The sequence below is a fragment of the Amycolatopsis oliviviridis genome (assembly GCF_014654365.1).
Lineage (GTDB): Bacteria > Actinomycetota > Actinomycetes > Mycobacteriales > Pseudonocardiaceae > Amycolatopsis > Amycolatopsis oliviviridis.
In genome coordinates this window covers 50,373-68,210 of record NZ_BNAY01000017.1, presented here as the reverse complement: position 1 = coordinate 68,210, position 17,838 = coordinate 50,373, and the positions used below count along the sequence as shown (strand labels likewise).

Below are 17,838 nucleotides of genomic sequence, written 5' to 3'. Positions count from 1 at the left end.
TTCACAGCTCACGGCCCATCGGACCCGGGATCGTGAGAGCGAGGTGTCCGAGAGCGGGATGGACCTTCACGAGACCGGCGAGTTCCTCATGCTGCGACGCGGTGGCGGAGGTCCAGATTTCGAGTTCGGTGAACCGGTTCCAGGCGGGCAGGGTGGAGGCGAAGGCGGCGGTGATGTCGAGCAGCCGGTGAGCGTCGGCCGGCGCGAGGTCACCGTCAGGCCCGGGGATCAGGAAGGCGCCGTCCGGGCCGTCCTCGCGAAGGGCGATGAGGCGCAGGGTCGTGGCCGCGGGCCGCGAGAACGCGTCGAGCACCGCCGGGGCGTCGGCCTCGGTCACGAATGCGACACCGTCGGGCAGCGGAACGAGCCGCACCGGTTCGCCGTCGGTGGAGAACGGGATCGAATGTTTTCCGGGCACTGGCTGGCCGGTGCGGACGCCGAGAACGGTCTCGGCGTGCTGGCGCCGCACCTCCGCGGGACCGGAGATGCCGTTCTGGGACATGTGTTTCACCAGGTCGGACACTCGGTGAGGATTGCCGGGGTTGAGCAATGAGCGCGAGTTCTCGTACAGCTCTCCGGACGCGGCCAGCGATCTCGTCAGCTGGAGCACCAGTTCACCGGTGCGCCGGTAGATCGCCTGGAGATCGGTCTCGGCGGTGGCGTCGAGGGGGCTCCGCGGGCGGCCTGGATTGCCGCCGAGCAGGACGAGGGATTGCGGCGGCGGCGCGAAATCGGCACTGAGGGCGGTTTCGGCGATTCCCCGCAGCACGGTCTGCGGGCCGGTGATGTGATGGAGTCGCATCTGTGCCACGAGCTTGTTCACGCGGTACGGCGTACTGGAATGCCGCAGCTCGGGGAAATTCGTCAGGATGTCGTCCGTGCGTTCTCGGATGGCGTGGTGATGTGTGGACACCGCGGCGGTCAACGTGACGAGCCGGTCGCCGTGCCGATCGGCACTTTCGATGGCGTCGGCGACGAGTCCGGTCAAGACCTCGCGTGGCCCGGTGACGCCGTTGGCACCCAGCCAGTCGAGGATCTGCCCGGCGCTGTCGGTTTTGTGTGCCCTGGCCGCGGCGTAAGCGAGCTTTTCGATCATCGTGCGATCGGCGGGCACACCGCTGTCGAGCTTCCGGTCGAAGAACGTCGGTTCGGGTACGAGCGTCAAGCGTTTTCGCGCGGCGGCGATGGCGTCCGCATCGTGCGTGACCTCCGCCAGCGCACGCATCCGTTCCGCCACCGCCGCACGAACGGGTTGCCTCCCGCCTTGGAGGTTGAGGTCGTACAGGCGCAGAACGAGGACACCGGGGTCGAGGTGGGGTTCGGTGATGAGGACGGCGTCGATGAGATCGTGAACCGAGCGGTCCTTCATCCGGTCGCCGATTTTGAGGATCGGCGGCCGCCGCCCGTGCCGCTCGGCGGCGGCGACGGCCTGCTGGGCTTCAGCGATGAGACCTTTCCGGTTGGGGAGCCCCGCCTCCTGCGCCAGGTACAGGATGTCCGTCGGCGTCGCGTTCGGATGGTCGACCACCAGCTGCCATACCGCGGCGGAGCGATGTCCGGGATCGATCATCCCCACGACCCCGCGGTAGGTGGGGAGCCACATTGAGCCGTCGGCCTTGGCGAGAGCCGTCGCACTCTTGAGCGCCGAATACGTCGGAGCATCCGTTCGCGCGGACTCGAGGCTCATGTAGTGAGCCAGCTGCGCCCGATCGAGCTTGCCGTGTTCAGCGAGAATTCTTGTCGCCAGGGAAGTAACGCCTTGGTGATCCTCGTGCCAGCCGCGACTGAACTTGCGAGAACGGTCGAGAGGGGTGAAAGGCGCGGCGGGCGAAGTGAAGTCCGCCGGCGTCCGAAGCGCCGTGCCGGCGATTTCCTCCAGCAGGCGTTGAGGCCCGGTGATATGCCGGATGCGCATGTGGGTGATCAGATCGTCCAGGCGGTTTGGGGTGCGAAGGTGCGGCTCGGAACGCAGGATGTCCAGTGCGCGGGCATGGATGGCTTCGAGCGCGCCGCTGTCCGCGACGGACAGGGTTTCCAGCCGGTCACCGTTTCGGGTGGCTTCGACGATCGAATCGGTCACGAGCTGGGAGAGCGTCTCGGCTGACCCGGTGACGCCTTCCCGCTTCAATCGGGCGATCAGCTGCCCGGTATCCGCGCTCTTGTCCGCCCACGCCGCGGCGTAAGCCAGTTTCGCGATCGTGGCGTGGTCTGTGAGCACGTCGGCGTCGAGTGTCCGGCCCGCGAACGTGCCGGTCGGCCGCAGTACAGGCAGCCCAGCCGCCCCCTTCATCGCCGCCGCGGTGAGCCGGTCCCGAACGGCATTCACCGCGTCCGACAGCGGGCCGGAACCTCCGGCGACGTTGTACGCGCGCGCGAGATCGGAGATCGACTTGGTGGAACCTGTCGGCCCGGTACGCCCTGAATCGGTGAGCAGAGCGGCGATCAGCTCGTCGATCGCGGGACGATGGGCCGGCTCCGTGAGTTCCAGGATCGGATGGCGCCGCCGGTCACGCACGGCGAGGTCGATCGCCTCGTCGATGTTCAGAAGCAGCCTGTCCCCGCCGATGAAGCCGGCTTGTTCGGCCCGTCGCGCGAGCTCCGGCCGGGACTCTCGAGGGTGGTCGATCACCAATAGCCACAGCGCGGCCGCCAAGTCCGACGGCTCGGCCGAGGTGAATGCCCGGTGCGCCCCTTGCACATGTGCTTCCCTGCCGCCAAAGGCGGGGTGCCACGACCGGCCTTCGGATTCCGCTTGCTGAAGGCCCCGTGCTATCGCCGGGGAGAACCCGGGGTTCTCCATGATCTTTTGCCGTAGCCAAAAGGTCAGGGCGCTCCTGGTGAGGCGGCCCCGTTCGGTGATGACCGTCCGGATCAGTTCGTCCATGGCCGCCTGGCTGCCGGAGTCGGAGGGATCGAGTTTCGCCTCGGGGAGGACGAGCGGGTCCACGGAAAGGCCGTCGACGACCACCGCGTCCGGTGGCAGATCCGCGACGGTCTGCTGGACCAGGGTGGCGAGTTCCGTCACGGCCTCGTGCGGTCCGGCGATATGCCGTACGCGCAGGTGCCGGATCAGGTCGGTCAATCGTTCCGGTTCGCGTAGCCGAGGCGTGCCGAGGGCGACGCCCAAGGCCCGGTCCATCACTTCGGTCGCGTGGGCTTGGTCGGTGACCGACAGCGGCACGAGCCGGTCACCGTTTCTGGTCGCGGTGGCCACCACGCCTGATACCAGCTTCTCCAGGTCCGCCGCGGAGCCGTTCACCAGGTCGTCGGCGATCAACCGGGCAGCCAGTGCGGCGGGAATGGCGGTCTTGTCCGACCAGGCAGCGATGTAGGCGAGCTTCTCGATCAAAACCCGGTCCGAAGCCGTACCGATGTCCAGCGATCGGCCGAGGAAGGTCCGGGCCGGCCGCGGAAGCGGATCCGGCCGACTCGTGGGCACGGGCGGTCCCGCGGCCCGGACACGCAAGTGAGCAGCCACCAGCGCTCGGATCCGGTACTGCTGCCCACTCACGTGGCGCCGCGTCAACGCGGCGGTCAGATAGGCCGCGTCGGTTCGTTGTTCCGCTGTATGGGTGTCCTCGTCGAGGATCCGATCGAGCCGGGCCATGATCGCCGGCTTGTCCTCCGCGTTGCCGATCCGCAACTCCGGGTTCCGGCGACCGTCGTCCTCGGCGGCCTCGATCGCTTTTCCGGCGAACGAGACGAAGTCCTCAGGGGCGGTGACCGTGAATCCCGCCGCCTGCGCCGCCTGCGCGAGCTCTGTGATGGAGGATCCGGGGTTCGTGACCGCGTGCCACCACAACCAGACGGTCAGCTCGTCCGGCTCGTCCGGGTCGAACCTCCCAGGGTGGGACGCGCCCACGAATCGGGGGCCCCAAAGCTCTCCGGTCTTCTTGAGTTCCGCTTGCGCCCGGGCTATCGCTTTCACGGCGTTGGCGTGCGTGAGGTCCGTGACACCTGTGGAGAGCAGGTGCGAGGCCAGCACGTCGTCGCCGATGGTCCCGTGCCGGCGAAGAATTTCCCCGGCGGCCTTGTGCGTTTCCTGGGTAGCGGGGTCCGTGCTGACTCGTTTGCCCGGGCCGGCGGGGTCGGTCAGGGTGGCCTTGCGTTTGGGGCCGAGGTGGAGGGTGTCCGGGTCGTGGGGGCCGGGGGTGTTGACGGCGCCGCTGGGGGTGATGGTGATGGGCTGGTCGAGGTGGGCGATGGCGAGTGCGGTGCCGAGGGTGGTGCGGATCGAAGGAGCGAGGAGCTCGTGGTGGGCGCGGGTGAGGTCGCACGACCAGAGCTTGATGACGGTGTCGCGGTTCCAGGTCGCCAGGTGTGAGGGAAGGCCGGCGAGGGTGACGGCGAGATCGTGATGCGGCAGGGGAGTGGGGTGGTCGCGATGCCCGGGGAGGAGGAAAGTGTCGTTGCCGCCGCCCTCGACGATGACTCGATAGACACCGGATTCGGCGTGCGGGAAGGCGTTGACGACGTTGGCGGTGTAGGTGTCGTGGAGGAAGGCGACTCCACCGTTGCCGGGAAGTGGAATCGTGCGCAGGGGCCGTGCCGGGCCGGTGCCGGCGGACGCTGGGGCGTCGGGCTGAGTGACGGCGGGGGAAACCGGTGGTGAGACCGAAGCGTCGAGGAAGGCCGGTGCCCCGGTGACACCGACCGCTGTGCCGAAAAGCGGGGGCGCGGCCGTCGCGAGGGGAGGCGCGGTTTCGTGCGAGTCGAGGGCGGCGGGATCGATCGCGCCGGTCACGGGTGTGGACGGCTGGGAAGCCGCTGCGCCGTAGCGCGTGTCGGTGACGTAGGCCGGTGATTTCTCCGCGTCCGCGGTGGTTCTTCCGGTGCTCGCATGAGGTTTTTCCGGTGCCGTGATGGTGAGTTCGGGCGGGATGGGTGGGTGGAAGGTGTCGAGGCTGATGCCGCCGTGGATGGTCGTCGTGCGGCCGCCGCCGTAGCGGGAGAAGGCTCCGAGAGCGCCGAGGAAGGGATTGCCGTGAGGGTCGTGAAGCAGGTAGTTGATCGGGACGGCGGCGACGACGGCGGTGGCGAACTGTCCCAGGGCGTAGGCGAGGTCGCCGACCGCGGCCAGCGGTCCGGTGATCGCGGTGGTCACCTCGCGGGCGGTGACGCCGCTGCCTGAGGCACGCGGCAGCAGGGCGTCGAGGTGCCCGGGTTCGGCTTCCAGCCGGTCGCGCAGGGAGAACGCGGTCCGGCGGACACCACCGGCGGCCGCGTGGAAGACTCCGGCGAACGCGCCGCCCAGCGCGCCCCCGGCCAGTGACGAGGTCAAGGACCGGATGTCCCAGCCCTCACGGTCGCCCTCGGCGATCTGCCTGGCCTGGACCCCGAAATCGGTGCCGCCCATCAACGCCGCCCCGAACACGGCGAACCCGCCGGTCTTGAGCGCCAGATTCTTCGCGAACGTGAGCAAGGCCGTCCTCGTCGCCTGAGACAACCCACCCCGCACCGACAACTGACTCAACTGGGCGACCAGAGCGCGCCAGATGGCGGACAGGGCCACCCGGGCGGCCGCGATCACCACCCCGGTGAACAACGCCCCGACCACCGTGGCCAGCAGATGCAGGACCGCGGCCAGGGTGAACGCGGCGAACACCACGAACATCACCTTGGTCTTGTAGACATCCGCCGCCGCGTTCTGCGACATCTTCGCCAGCCGCCCGGCCGCGTCGCCCAGCCCCGCCACGCCATCGGCGATCGTCACCCGGAGAAAACGGGCGAAGAACTCTCCTGTCTCGCCTCTCAATTCCCGCGACACCCCGGCTCCCGAGGCCCGGGCGGCCGCCTCCAGCACGTCGGCGGCTGTCTCGAAGGCCTCCCACGCCTTCCACAACGCGACCAAACCCTGATCGTCGCTCTCCGGCCACGACAACCCCAGCGTGAATTCCAGAAAGCGCCGCACCTCCGGCGGAACGGCCACCCCACCCCCGCCCACAACGGACCCCTCCCCGTACCCCGGTTGATCACCCAGCGGACACTTTCCGACACGGACGGCAATATTCTGCTTTCGTCGGGCCCCTGAGACCGGCCATGTGTCCGTCACGCCGTCTGATCGGAGGGAATTACCTCACGGGCCGACCGTGAGCACCCTCCCGGTCCGGGACCGCCGGCGGGCGTTCCGTTGAGGGTTCTCCTGGGGTCGTGAGTGGCGATGAGGGTTATTGAGGGGTGAAGCAGAGGGGCGTGTTCGTGGGCGGGTCAGTGGCTCTGCGCGACGCCGGACCTGGGGCACCCACCGTGTGAATTTCGGAGCGTTGGATGACCAGAAATCCACACAGTCCCGCGTGACCGGACCAATCGCGAAGGGGTGTGTGGATATAGGGACGTTCAACGTCCCTATATCCACACACCTCTCACCCTGAGCGACACTCCGCGCCCTCAGCGGCCACCGGACACAACACCTGGCAGGTGTGTTCGGCAATCCTCGCTGCCCTTTCAGACGGCCCGGGCACCGGGCCTGGTGGGGGTTCCTCCCACCGATGGCGAGCGCGGCCGTCTTCCGGCGAGCGTCACCCGATTTCGGGGAAATGCTCAGGTGAGGACATGTTCGCTGCCGGAGGAAGGTGAGAGTGGGTGAGCGGCGGTGCGGTGAACCTGCCTCCGGAATTGCAGAAGTTCTTCCAGGTGACGCTGGGGATGCCCTGGCCGGAAAGCAATGACGAGGGCCTGTACGCGATCAGTGATGCCTGGAAGCGGTTCGGGACGGCACTGGACGAGTTCGAGCAGGCGGTGGCGGCAGGCGGGGCGGGCGTGGCCGAGGCACTCGCCTCCGAGGTGGGCGAGTTCTTTTCGTCCTGGCTGAAGGGAGATGCCGCCTCCGGCGCGGACCAGCTGCGGACGTCTGCCGCCGAGCTGGAGCGGATGGCGAAGAACAGCGCGGCCAACGTGGTCAAGTCCAAGGTCATGATGGTGGCCATCGCACTCATGGCGCTGGCCTCCGTGATCGAACTGCTGGTGTCGGTGTTCGGGGCGTTGTTCGTGAGCGTGGTGCTGGCGGGAGCCCGAGCCGCGCTGGCGGCCTTGTGGCGTGCGCTGGTGACCCGGCTCGGTTCCCTGACGATGCGAGGAGCGGGAATCGGGCTGGCCGAAGTCGGTAAGCAGGCGGCGAAGTTCGCGGCGATCGGCGGCGGGTTGTTCGGTGGGCTCGATCTGACGATCCAGGGGGTCCAGCAGGCAGCAGGACTCCGTGCGGACCTCGACGGACACTCGCTGCTGGGGTCGTTCGTGGGTGGGGCGATGGGCGGCGCGTTCGCGGGGATCGTGCACGCGGGCGCGATCTGGCTGCGGGGCACGGCGCAGACCGTGCCGAAGGGCCTGCCGGGAGTGCTGCGCGCGTCCGGGCATTTCTCCTATGGATCGGCACAGGTGCTGGCGGCGTTGGCGACCGCGCCGTTGATCAACCTCGCGACCGGCGCTCCGGGGACCAGCCCGTGGCTGGGGGTGCTGGGGGCGCTCAGCGGGTTCGGCGGGGGTCGCCGAGGAGGGAACGCCGCGTCGCTGGATGACTCGGCGCCGGGATTCGAGCTGTCGAAGGCGCCGGAGTTCAGGATCCCCAATGCAGATGAGAAACCCGCCGACGTCGGGACCGAGACGTCCGTCGGCACCGACATCGCGAAGTTCCTTGCCGCGCAGAGCAAAGAAAAGCTCTCGGCGATCGTCGACGAGAAGGAAGCCACACCGCCCCCGTACTCGATGTTCGCGCCACCGGCCTATTCACCCGCGACGATCGCGGATGGCGGCCCGGTCGCCGCGGCCGGGGAGGGCTCGCGCGGGCTGGGCATGCTCTTCACCGGCGAACCCACCGTCGCGGCGGTTCCGATTTCGGCCGCCGCACCGTCCATTCAGGACGGTTCGGTGCGCGTCGCCGCCGCGCCGGCCGCGGAAACCGTGCGACCGGGTACCGAAACCCGGCCCGGTGGTGAGGCGTCCGCTCGGAGCACGGCAATCGCGGGCGGCGGCACCCGCCCTCCGGTCACGTCGTCAGCCGGACAGTCCACGGCCGCTCCGAGCACCGGCGGTGAGCGGTCGATGGCCGCCGCGGGCAGGGCTCCCGGCGGTGAGGTCCCGACAGTGTCCGCCCTGTCCGATCGGACCACCCCGGCGTCCTCCGAGGCGGCTCGCCCCGCGGCCGGCGACCGGACCGCCGGAGCCGTGGAGTCGAGGCCGACGCCTCCCGCCACGGCCGAAGCCCGGATCGAGGCGACCACCCCGGAGCCGCCTTCGGACAGCCACCCCGGCAAGGCGGCGGAGTCCGGAAAGGCGGTGGTGACGGTCCCGCTGGCGGGCGACGGCAACCTGATGGGCGCCGTGGCGTTCGTGCCGCGTGAGGCCGCGGGTCCGGTCGCCGCCGCGGTGGCGCGCATGGACGTCGAGCCGGGGACGTTCGTGGTCGTGGGCCGCCATAGCGACGGCAGGCTCGAAGTGCCGGAAGAAGCGGGTCCGGGTGCGGTGGCGGAGCTGCCGGCGACGCTGGTGCCGTGGTCGCGGATGTCGCGATTGCTGCTGGTGGCGTGCGATTTGACGCATCCGGTGGTGGAGTCGGTGCAGCGGCAAGTGGACGCGCGGCCGGACGCGCGGGATGTGCGGGTGGTGCCGTATGCGCTGGACGTGCGCCTGCATGTGCGTGCCAACGGGACGATCGTGCCGGGCGAGCGTCCGGCGGACGCGGTGGTGAGCCTCGATCCGGACACCTCCACGGAACCGGCTGTGGTGCGCGCGGAGACGGACCGGGTGCTGGTGCGGGTGGCCACCGGGGCGGACGTCTCGGCGGTGGCCCGGCAGCTCCGTGTGGAGGGGGTCGATCAACGCCCGGTCCTCCGGCTGGAGGGACCGGATTTCCGGTCGTTGCCGGGGTTCGCGCAGGAGCTCAGTGCCGAGCTCGGACGTCCGGTCGACCGGCGGCCCACCGCCGGCCGGTCCTGGGTCCGGCATTTTCCCGACGGCCGGGAGCCGGTGGTGCATTCCCGGCCGTGGTCGGCCGAGGCCGAGGCGACGGCCCGGCGGAACGCGGAGGCCGCGGAGGCCGCGGAGGCGGACTTCGAGCGCGCCTCGGTCGAAGCCGATCAACTGGAGGCCGAGGCACGGCTGCTCATCCAGGAGACCTTGGACGTCATCCAGCGAATGCCGATGGCTAACGCCGTACTGCAAACGGTCGCGCCGGACGGCTACCTCTGGGATGCCGATCGTGACCTGATCGGTCCCGACGGTGACACCTTTGAGCTGGATAAATTCGCCGATGTGGCTGAGCACCGGGTGGATGTCTGGCGGCAGGCTCCGGTAGACCCCGGCCGCAATGCCGACTTTCTCACGCGGCTGAGGCAATGGGGCAGGGCGATCGACGAACTGCGGGAGGAACGGCGTGACTGGGAGCGCCAGGAGATCCGGCGTTACGCGGGCGAGATCGGTCCGCTGCCGATTGGCTCGACGGGCGACCACCACGCTTGGTCCGGGCACGGTTACGTCGGGTTCGCCGTTTCGGCGCGGGCGCGGATCCCCGGTGACGACCGGACGATCGCGCTGCCGCAGGGATGGCGATCGAGCCCGGACAGGTCGGCCTTCCGGTCACCACCGGCCTGGTTCCAGCAGCACGGGTGGGGAGCGTTCGCCGCCACGATCGCCGGGTCGCCCGGCGTCGACGCTCTGCACGTGGACCTCGGACCCGCAGGGCCGGGAACCGCCGAGTATTTGGTGGACGCCGCGTACCGGCTGGCGCGGCTGGGCAAGATCTTCGAGAGACCGATCTTCGATCTCGCGGTCGCCGCGGCCGGACGTACCCCGCCGATGCTCCGGACGGAGGCCGTACCGAATCCTTACCCCTCGGCACCGGGTGTCACCGAGAGCGGCGGGTACAACGGCGGTCCGCACGATCACATCGAGTTCGGAAACTTCTTCTCGCTCCACGAGCATTCGGTCTCTTTCCGGCTGCCCTACCTCGTCCGAGACCCGGGCGCGTTGGTGGCGCTGTCGGACCTGTACCTGGGCCTCCTGGACAGGGCGCTCAATCCGAGCGTGGTACTCGAACGCCGCGTTCTCGGCGAGGACTCGGCCTACCAGGTGGCCGCCGATCCGGCGAGGGCGTCGAGCGGCGCACAGTTCCACGATCTGCTGGAGATCCTCCAGGCGGATCCGGCGGCCGAGGCGCGGCTGCTCCGCCTGTTCGCGAACGTCCCGGAAGGACACACCGCTCGATGGGAAGGCGCCGATCCGTCTATCGGACGAGGCAGCGTCCGGGTGTTCCCCGGCCTCGGCGCGGACTTCGGCGGGGTCCTGCGGTCGCTCGAAACAGTGCGGGTCCCGCCGGGCGTCCAGCTGGTCGTGGCCGAGCGGGCATCCGGTGGCTTGCTCAGGCCCGACGGCGGACGGTTGCCGTTCGAAGAGTTCCGGAGGATCTTGGCAGGCCGGGAGCCGGCGGACCGGCTCGGGCAGACTCCGGAAGCGCTCGCGGCCGGAATCGCCCGGGGGCGGCTCGCTCTCGCGGTGTCCCGTTTCCCGGCCGGGCAGGCCCAGAGCCTCGCCGATGTGCTGGGCACGCCGCTGCTGGCCACCGGGGGCCAGGTCGTCCGTGATTCCGATGGCCGGATCCGATCGGACCTGCACTGGACCCAGTTCTGGCCGAACGATCCCACCGCGGTCTGGACCGCCCGCGCCACGGATTTGGGCGACGCGGTGGCCTTGGCACGCGGCCGCTTCCCCTCGGACGTCCCGGCCCTGCTGGAGGACTTCCACGCGAACCTCGCGTCGGCCGATCGGCATCTGGCTGCGCTGGCCGGTGAGGATCTTGACGCACTGCTCACGAGACAAGGCGCCCTGCGCGATCGCGCGGACGCGGTTTCCGCCGTGGCCGCCGGAGAGGTTCCCGCGCGGTTCGCGCTCGACAGCGTGGCGGCGGCGGCGGACCTGCGAACCCAGCTGCGGACGCTCCGGGACGCAGCGCTGTCCGAGCTCTTCGAGTACGAACGAGGGCATGGGGTTCCGGCCGGGGGCACGCGCCTCGTACCGCATTTCCGGGCCAGCACGGTCGAGCCGCCGGTGGGCAACGTGCAGCTGCGGTTGGCATTCCACGGTCACGATGACGCCGTCGGCCAGGCCGGCCGAGGCGACGTCCTCGACGTAGTGGGCGGAGCCTGGACACACGAGCCGGGACCGGAGGGCACCCGATTCCTGCGTTCACCGCTCCAGCCGACGGAGGAGGTCTTCACGCAGCTGGATCAGTTGGCACGGTCGGCCGATGACGGAGCGTGGCCGGCCGGCGGTCTCGGTGCCCAGATCCGGGTGGACGCCGGGCGCCTGCTGACGCGGACTGAACGAGGGCGGCTGCTGCGGCTGGTGAAGGCGTTCGAGGCGACCCTCTACCGGTTCGGCGGGGCCGAGCTGGCGTTGCACGAAGTCCGGCCGGTGGTCCTGCCCGAACGCGGCCTCGACCCTGGGCCGGCGGCGCTCGCCGACGACGGCACCGGCGCCGTCGGCTTCGAGATCGACCACGCCGCCGGGACCGAACTCGTCCGGCTGGGGTTCTGGCGCAGCAGCTTCGACCCGGCGGTGCTCGTCTCGCAAACGGCGCTGTCGAGGGCGTTGATCCAGGCCGCGAAGGATCCGCTGATCGACCGGGTGCTGGACGGCCTGATCCGAGAACCCCGTCTGGTCAACGATCCGGACGGTTCGGGTTCCCCGGTGGATGGCCTGGCGGACCTGTTCGACCTGATCGAGGTCTCCCAGAAGATCGAGACACTCATCGTCGTCACCTACGCGCACAGCGCGGACTGGGCCGGTGGGGACCGGACCGATCCGCACGGCTTGTCCCGGCTGGTCCGCCGCGAAAATGTCGCGATCTTCCCCGGCGTGGGCGAATCCGTCGGACAGGTCTTGGAACGGGTGTACTCGCTGGATGCCCAGCCCGGCGCGCATCTGGTGATCGGCACCCCCGGTTCCGCCCGCGGGAGCTTGTCGGCCTGGAACGGGGACGAGCTGACCGCCGAGCACCTGGCCGACGCCCTGAGCTGGTCAGTGCCTGCGTCGGCAGGCGATCGGGTGCCGCCGCTCGGACTGGTCGTCCCGGGCGGGGCCAGAGGAGTCGCCGGTCCGCTGGCCGAGCTGCTCGGGACACCGGTTCTAGCCACCCGCGGCGACGTCCGGGTCGAGAACGGGGCCGCCGTGACCGACCGGGGCTGGCTCGAGTTCGGCCCGGACGGACGATCGCGCGAGACCGGCGAGACGGTACTGACCGCGGCGTTGCTTGCCGGTTCCCAAGGCACACCACTCCACGCTGTCTCACTGCCATTCCGCGAAGCGACGGTTTCACGCGGCGATGTGGTGGTGACTCCGTTGCCTGCCCGCGGGGCGCTGGTGGGCGGCGCGGCCTTCGTACCGCGGGAAGCGGCTGGCGCGGTGGCCGCGGCGGTGGGGCGAATGGATGTCGAGCCGGGGACGTTCGTGCTGGTGGGACGGCATCGTGCCGGTGCGCTGGAGGTGCCATCGGGCCGGTCGGAGGTGGCGGCGGCGCTGGACGCGCTGCCGGTGTCGATGGTGCCGTGGTCGCGCATGTCGCGGCTGCTGCTGGTGGCGTGCGATCTGACGCATCCGGTGGTGGAGTCGGTGCAGCGGTACGTGGACGCGCGGCCGGACGCGGCGGGCGTGCGGGTGGTGCCGTATGCGCTGGAGGTGCGCCTGCACGTGCGGGCCGACGGGACGATCGTCGCGGGGGAGCGGCCGCCGGACGCGGTGGTGAGCCTCGATCCGGACGCCGTTGCGGAACCGGCCGTGGTGCGCGCGGAGACAGACCGGGTGCAGGTGTACCTCCGGGCCGATTCGGAGGTCGCCGCGGTGGCCGCCCAGCTCCGCGCGTCCGGTTTCGACCGGCGCCCGGTCCTTCGAGTGTCCGGTTTGGGCGCGGACGGACTGCCGAGGTTCGCGCAGGCACTGAGCGTGGAGCTCGGCCGTCCGGTGGACATCAGGACATGGTCCGGCAGGTCCTGGGTGCGGCACTTCCCCGATGAGCCGCCGTACTTGCTTTCCTGGCTGCCCAGGACGGGATACGTCCAGGAGGCCGAAACACTCGTGCCTGTCGCGGTGGCCGCTGGGCGCGCGGCCCAGGATGCCGACGAAGTCGTGCGGCAGGCACGCGCCATCGCGGAGGAGGCGGAGGATCTCGTGCTTCTCCTGCCGCCGGATCGGGGCCTGCTGCGGCGAGTCACACCACCCGGATACACCTGGGACAGCGAGGGGCACCTGGTCGACCGCGACGGGGACGTTCACGGGGTCGTCGCCGAAATCGGCGGATGGCTCGAGTCGTGGCAGACGGCGTCCGCCGATGGCGACCGTACCGCCGTCCTTCGCTCCGACCTGCGGCAGTGGGGCCGGGTGGTCGACGAACTGCGGTCCGGCTGGCGGAGCTGGGCGCACGAGGAGATCACGAGGTACGCGGAGACCTCGTCGCGGCGGTGGCCGCCGCCGGACGAGCTTCTCGCCGAGGTCGCTGCCGGGTACAGCGGGTTCGCCGTCTCGGGCCGCACTCTTCACCCCGACATTCCGGCGGTACTGGTCAGCGACTGGGCGACCGGTGAGGGCGGATCGGCCTTCCGCTCGCCTTCCGGCTGGTTCGGCGACCACGACTGGACGGCCTTCGCGGACATGATGTCCGGGCCGCTCGCGGTGGACGCGATCCACCTCGGTAACGAAGTCGTCGTGGAACCGTCGATGAGACCGGAGTTCGATCGCGCGGTCTTCGACCTGGCGTGGCTCGGCAAGATCTTCGAGGGGGTCATCTTCGAACTCGTGGCCGCCGCTGCGGGGCCGGGCGTGGCGGCGAACCGGAGCGCCGTCCTGCCGAACCCGTATCCCACGACGGTCGGCACCGCTGAAGTCGGTGGTTACAACGCCAGTCCGCGGGACCTCATCGCTTTCGAAGGACTCTCTTTCGCCGGCGCCCCGTCGGTGACCTTCCGGTTGCCGTACCCGGTCCGGGATCCGGCGGCCGTCGCGGCCCTGACGAATCTCTTCGCCAGCCTCTACGACGCCGCCTGGGACGCGCGGCCGGCAGCCGAGCGCCTCCTGCGCGACGAGCGCGGGGCGTACGTCGCCGGTGCCGCTCCCGCGACGGTTTCCAGGACCGCGCGTTTCCTCGACCTGCTCGAAATACTCCGCCTGTCGCCGGAGGATCAAGAGCCGCTGTTCCGCCTTTTCGCGAAGGTCGAAGATGGGCAGGACCTTGTCCGGAACGCGTCGGACGGCTCGGTGGGACGGGGCAACGTCCGGGTATTCCCCGGCCCCGGCTCCGAGCTCGGCCGGACGCTCGAACTGCTCGAAGCGCTCTCGACGCCGCGGGACACGCACCTCGTGCTCGCCGAGCGGGCGCCAAAGGATGACTCACTGCTCCTGGCCGACGGCCGCCTGCCGTTCGAGGAGTTCGTGGCTCGGCTGGCCGAGCGGGACTTGGCGGGCCTGCTCGGGCAGACGGCGGGGACGCTCGCGGACGGGATCGTCCGCGGCCGTCTCGGCGTCGCGGTGTCCTGGCTGCGGCCGGAGCAGGCGCAGAGCCTGGCCGACGGAGTGGGGGTGCCGGTGCTGGCCACGGCCGGCGAAGTGGTCCACCGGTCCGCGGCGGGGATCACTTCGAGCCGGTCCTGGGTCCAGTTCTGGCCGGGGGACGCCGAGGCCGCCTGGGATACGCGGGAACGCGCGTTCGACGATGCCCTCGCCGCCGCCCGCGGCAGGTTCCCGTCGGACAAGAAGGCGCTGCTACGCAGCTACTTCGAGGAGCTCCACGTGGTTGAACACCACCTGGACGTCCTGGGCACCGAACACCATGGAGACGCTGCGAACGCCTTCCACCTTCTCGTCGTGGACCTGCGCTCACTGGATGGCGCCCCGGCGGGGGCTTTCGCTTCGTCCTTCGCGCTCGGCAGGATCGCGACAACCGCGGATCTGCGGGCCCGGCTACGGGTTTCCCGGCTCGCCGAGACGGTGGAGGCTTTGGCCGAGCTGCGGCTGCTCCGGACCCCGGACGACGGCTCCGGGCGGCTGATCGACGGCCTGGACGTCACCACGCTCGAACCCCCGGACGGCCGGGTCGAGGTGGCACTGGCCCTCCCCGCGGATCGAAATGGTGCCGCGACGGACGGACGAGAGAGACAGGCGGTGGACGCCGGCGGCACGCGGTTCGTCCGCTTGCCGATGCAGCAGACGTCGTCCGTTTTCGCGCAGCTGGACTCGCTGGGCAGGGAAGCCGGGGCAGGGAACAGGGCGCTCGGAACCGTGATCCGGGTCGATCCCGGGGAGTTCCTCACATCCGCCGAACGCCGGCGGCTTCTGCGCTTGGTGAAGGGTTTCGAAGCTCAGCTCTTTCGCTTCGGCGGTTCTCGTCGGTCGCCGGTCGAGACACGGCCGGTCGTTTTTCCCGAACGCGGCACGACGCAGGACACGGCCGCGCTGCCGGACGACGGGGTGAACGCTGTCGGTTTCGAGGTCGACCCCGGCACCGGTACCGAACGGATCCGCCTGGGATTTTGGCCCGGCAGCTCCGATCCCGCCGTACTCGCCGCGCAGACGGCTCTTTCGGTCGCGCTGGTCGAAGCGGCCAAGGACGGCCTTCTCGACGGGCCGCTCGATCATCGCATGCGTGAGCCCCGGCTCGTCGACGATCCTGTCGACCCGGACCTCGGCGAGGCCGCCTTGATCAGCGAGCTGATGGACCTATTGGAGCTGCTCTCCGTCTCCCGGGATCTGAGTCACCTCGCCGCCTTCGTCTACGCCGAGAGTGCAAGCCGGAGCGAGGGGCCGAGTCCGGCACTGGCGCAGGGGAGGTCTTCTCTGCTTCGGCGGGAGGCTGTCACGCTGGTTCCGGAAGCCCGGGCACTGGCCGTGGAGCGGCTCTACTCCCTCGACGCGCAGCCCGGCGCACACCTCTTGCTCGGGACCCTCAACGGTGACGGTCCGGCGCTGCGCACGTGGAACGGGACCGAACTCCCGATCGACGCGCTGGCCCGCGCGCTGGCCGAGTCCGTGCCGGGGCTCCTCAGGGGCGCGACGGCCACGAAGCTCGCCTTGGTCGTGCCGCGTGGTGCCCTCGTGCTCGGCGGCCCGCTCGCGACGCACCTCGGCATGACCGTTCTGGCCACCCGCGGCGAAGTCCGGGTCGAGGACGGGGTCGCCGTGGCCGACCGGGGATGGATCGAATTCGGCCCGGACGGCCGCGCTCGTGATACGTCCGAAGTGGACTTGACCGAGGCGCTGCGCGGCCGGGCGATCGAGTCGAGCCGCGCCGCGCGCTCGTTCCCCGTTCCCTTGCCGGACGGCGCGGCCTTCGTCCGGCGGCGTCCGGACGGGCGGCTGGAGTGGTCCGTCGACCGGCGGGAAGCGGTGGTGATGCCGGACGGACTGCCGGGCACGGCGGCGCCGTGGGCGCGGATGTCGGGACGGGCACCGACGACGCGGCTCGTGACGGGAGGCGAGACGTCACAGCCGACGTTGGCCGCCTTGATGGGCCTCGAACCACCTCGGGACGGGGCCGGTCCCGCCCAGTCCGCGGGCACACCGGCACGTCTGCCCGCGATCGCCGCGATCACCGCGGATCAGGTCATCAGGCAGCTGTCCACGGTCGGCCTCGACCGGGGCGACGGCGAACTCACCGGTGTCTCCGCCGGGGCTTTCAACGACGGCGCCGAAGCCCGTGCCTGGGCGAGCGCGGTCGAGCACGAAGATCTCCGGCGGATCTGGACGCCGGGCAGCACCGTGCCCCAGCCCGTGCCGTGGCAGCACCTGACGTGGAATCCGGTGCACCTCCTGGTTTTCGGTGACGGGTCCGGCTTCCTCAACACGCGGGGTAATCGATCAGGATGGCTGGACGGTGCGCAGTTCGGCGCGGGCTTGGCCGCCGACGCGGAGTTCCGCCGCGCGGCGGGCGAGTACGCCGCGGCGCCGCTGGTCGTCACCGGATTGTCCGGCGCGCCCGCGCGGATCGCGGAGCAGGTGCTGGCGTTGCAAGCCGCGCTACGCCGGGCCGGAATGATGCGCGACATCTACCTCGCGCCGTCCCACACCGCGCTGCGCCCGGACGGTGGCTTCGAGGTTCCGCCGGGACGGACGTTCACTCTCTTCAGCGCGCCACCCCCACGGCCGGAGGAAGTCCGCGTCGACTATCACACGGCTCGGAACGGGGAACTCGTCATGGCTTCGCTGCCTTCCACCAACCACCTCGACCAGGCGACATGGGCATCCCTGCTCACCGAGGACACCGAGCGCACCTATTACGAATGGTCCACTCGCTACCAGGAGGACGTCGGATACGACACCTACGGGATCGGCGCCGACGGCAGCCGGCTGGTCGTCGAGCGGGAGATCCCGTGGGCCCGGCTCGGGGTCCGGCCGTTCTACTTGGCAGGCGGCGGGAACGCGACGGGTTTTCAGGCGGCGTTGTCGCCTCCGGGAGGAGACACCTTCGCGGCGGACCCCCGGTTTCTGCACGACTTGATCGTGTCGCGAGGGCTGCTGGCCGACGTTCCGCCTCGGCGGCGCAACGGCTTGGCACTGCTGTTCTGCGACGTGGGAAGCGGGGCCGAGGAAAGTGTCGCCGTACGTCTGCTGGACTTGTTACGGCCGAACCTGGGCGCGGACTGGACAGGATTCGCGGCGACGAACGCGATCGTGCTCCCGGTCCACGAATACCGGGAGAACCCCTTGGTTCTCGAGAGCGGTGGCCAGTTCGTCGTCTACTCCGCCGCGACGCGGCAGGTCCGTACCTATCGCGGCGCGGAAGTGGGCTGAGCCGGCGAGAACGGGAGTCACGGTTTGCGGCCGAGGTCACAAAGGATCACCGCCCTGGGTGGCCTACCGGCG

Annotated in this window: 2 protein-coding genes; one reads left to right on the top strand and one right to left on the bottom strand. The window is 70.3% G+C overall.

Going from position 1 to position 17,838, the window contains the following annotated elements:
- Nucleotide 1: 1 nt before the first annotated feature.
- Nucleotides 2–5,929: a WXG100-like domain-containing protein gene (locus IE302_RS41620; RefSeq protein ID WP_191259980.1), complete on the bottom strand. Its 5,928-nt coding sequence runs from the start codon at nucleotides 5,927–5,929 to the stop codon at nucleotides 2–4.
- A gap of 653 nt (nucleotides 5,930–6,582) precedes the next feature.
- On the opposite strand from IE302_RS41620, the gene IE302_RS41615 reads away from it, so the two are divergent.
- Nucleotides 6,583–17,766 carry a WXG100-like domain-containing protein gene (locus IE302_RS41615; protein ID WP_191259979.1) on the top strand — a complete coding sequence of 3,728 codons (11,184 nt, stop codon included), beginning with the start codon at nucleotides 6,583–6,585 and terminating at the stop codon, nucleotides 17,764–17,766.
- The last annotated feature ends 72 nt before the right edge of the window (nucleotides 17,767–17,838 follow it).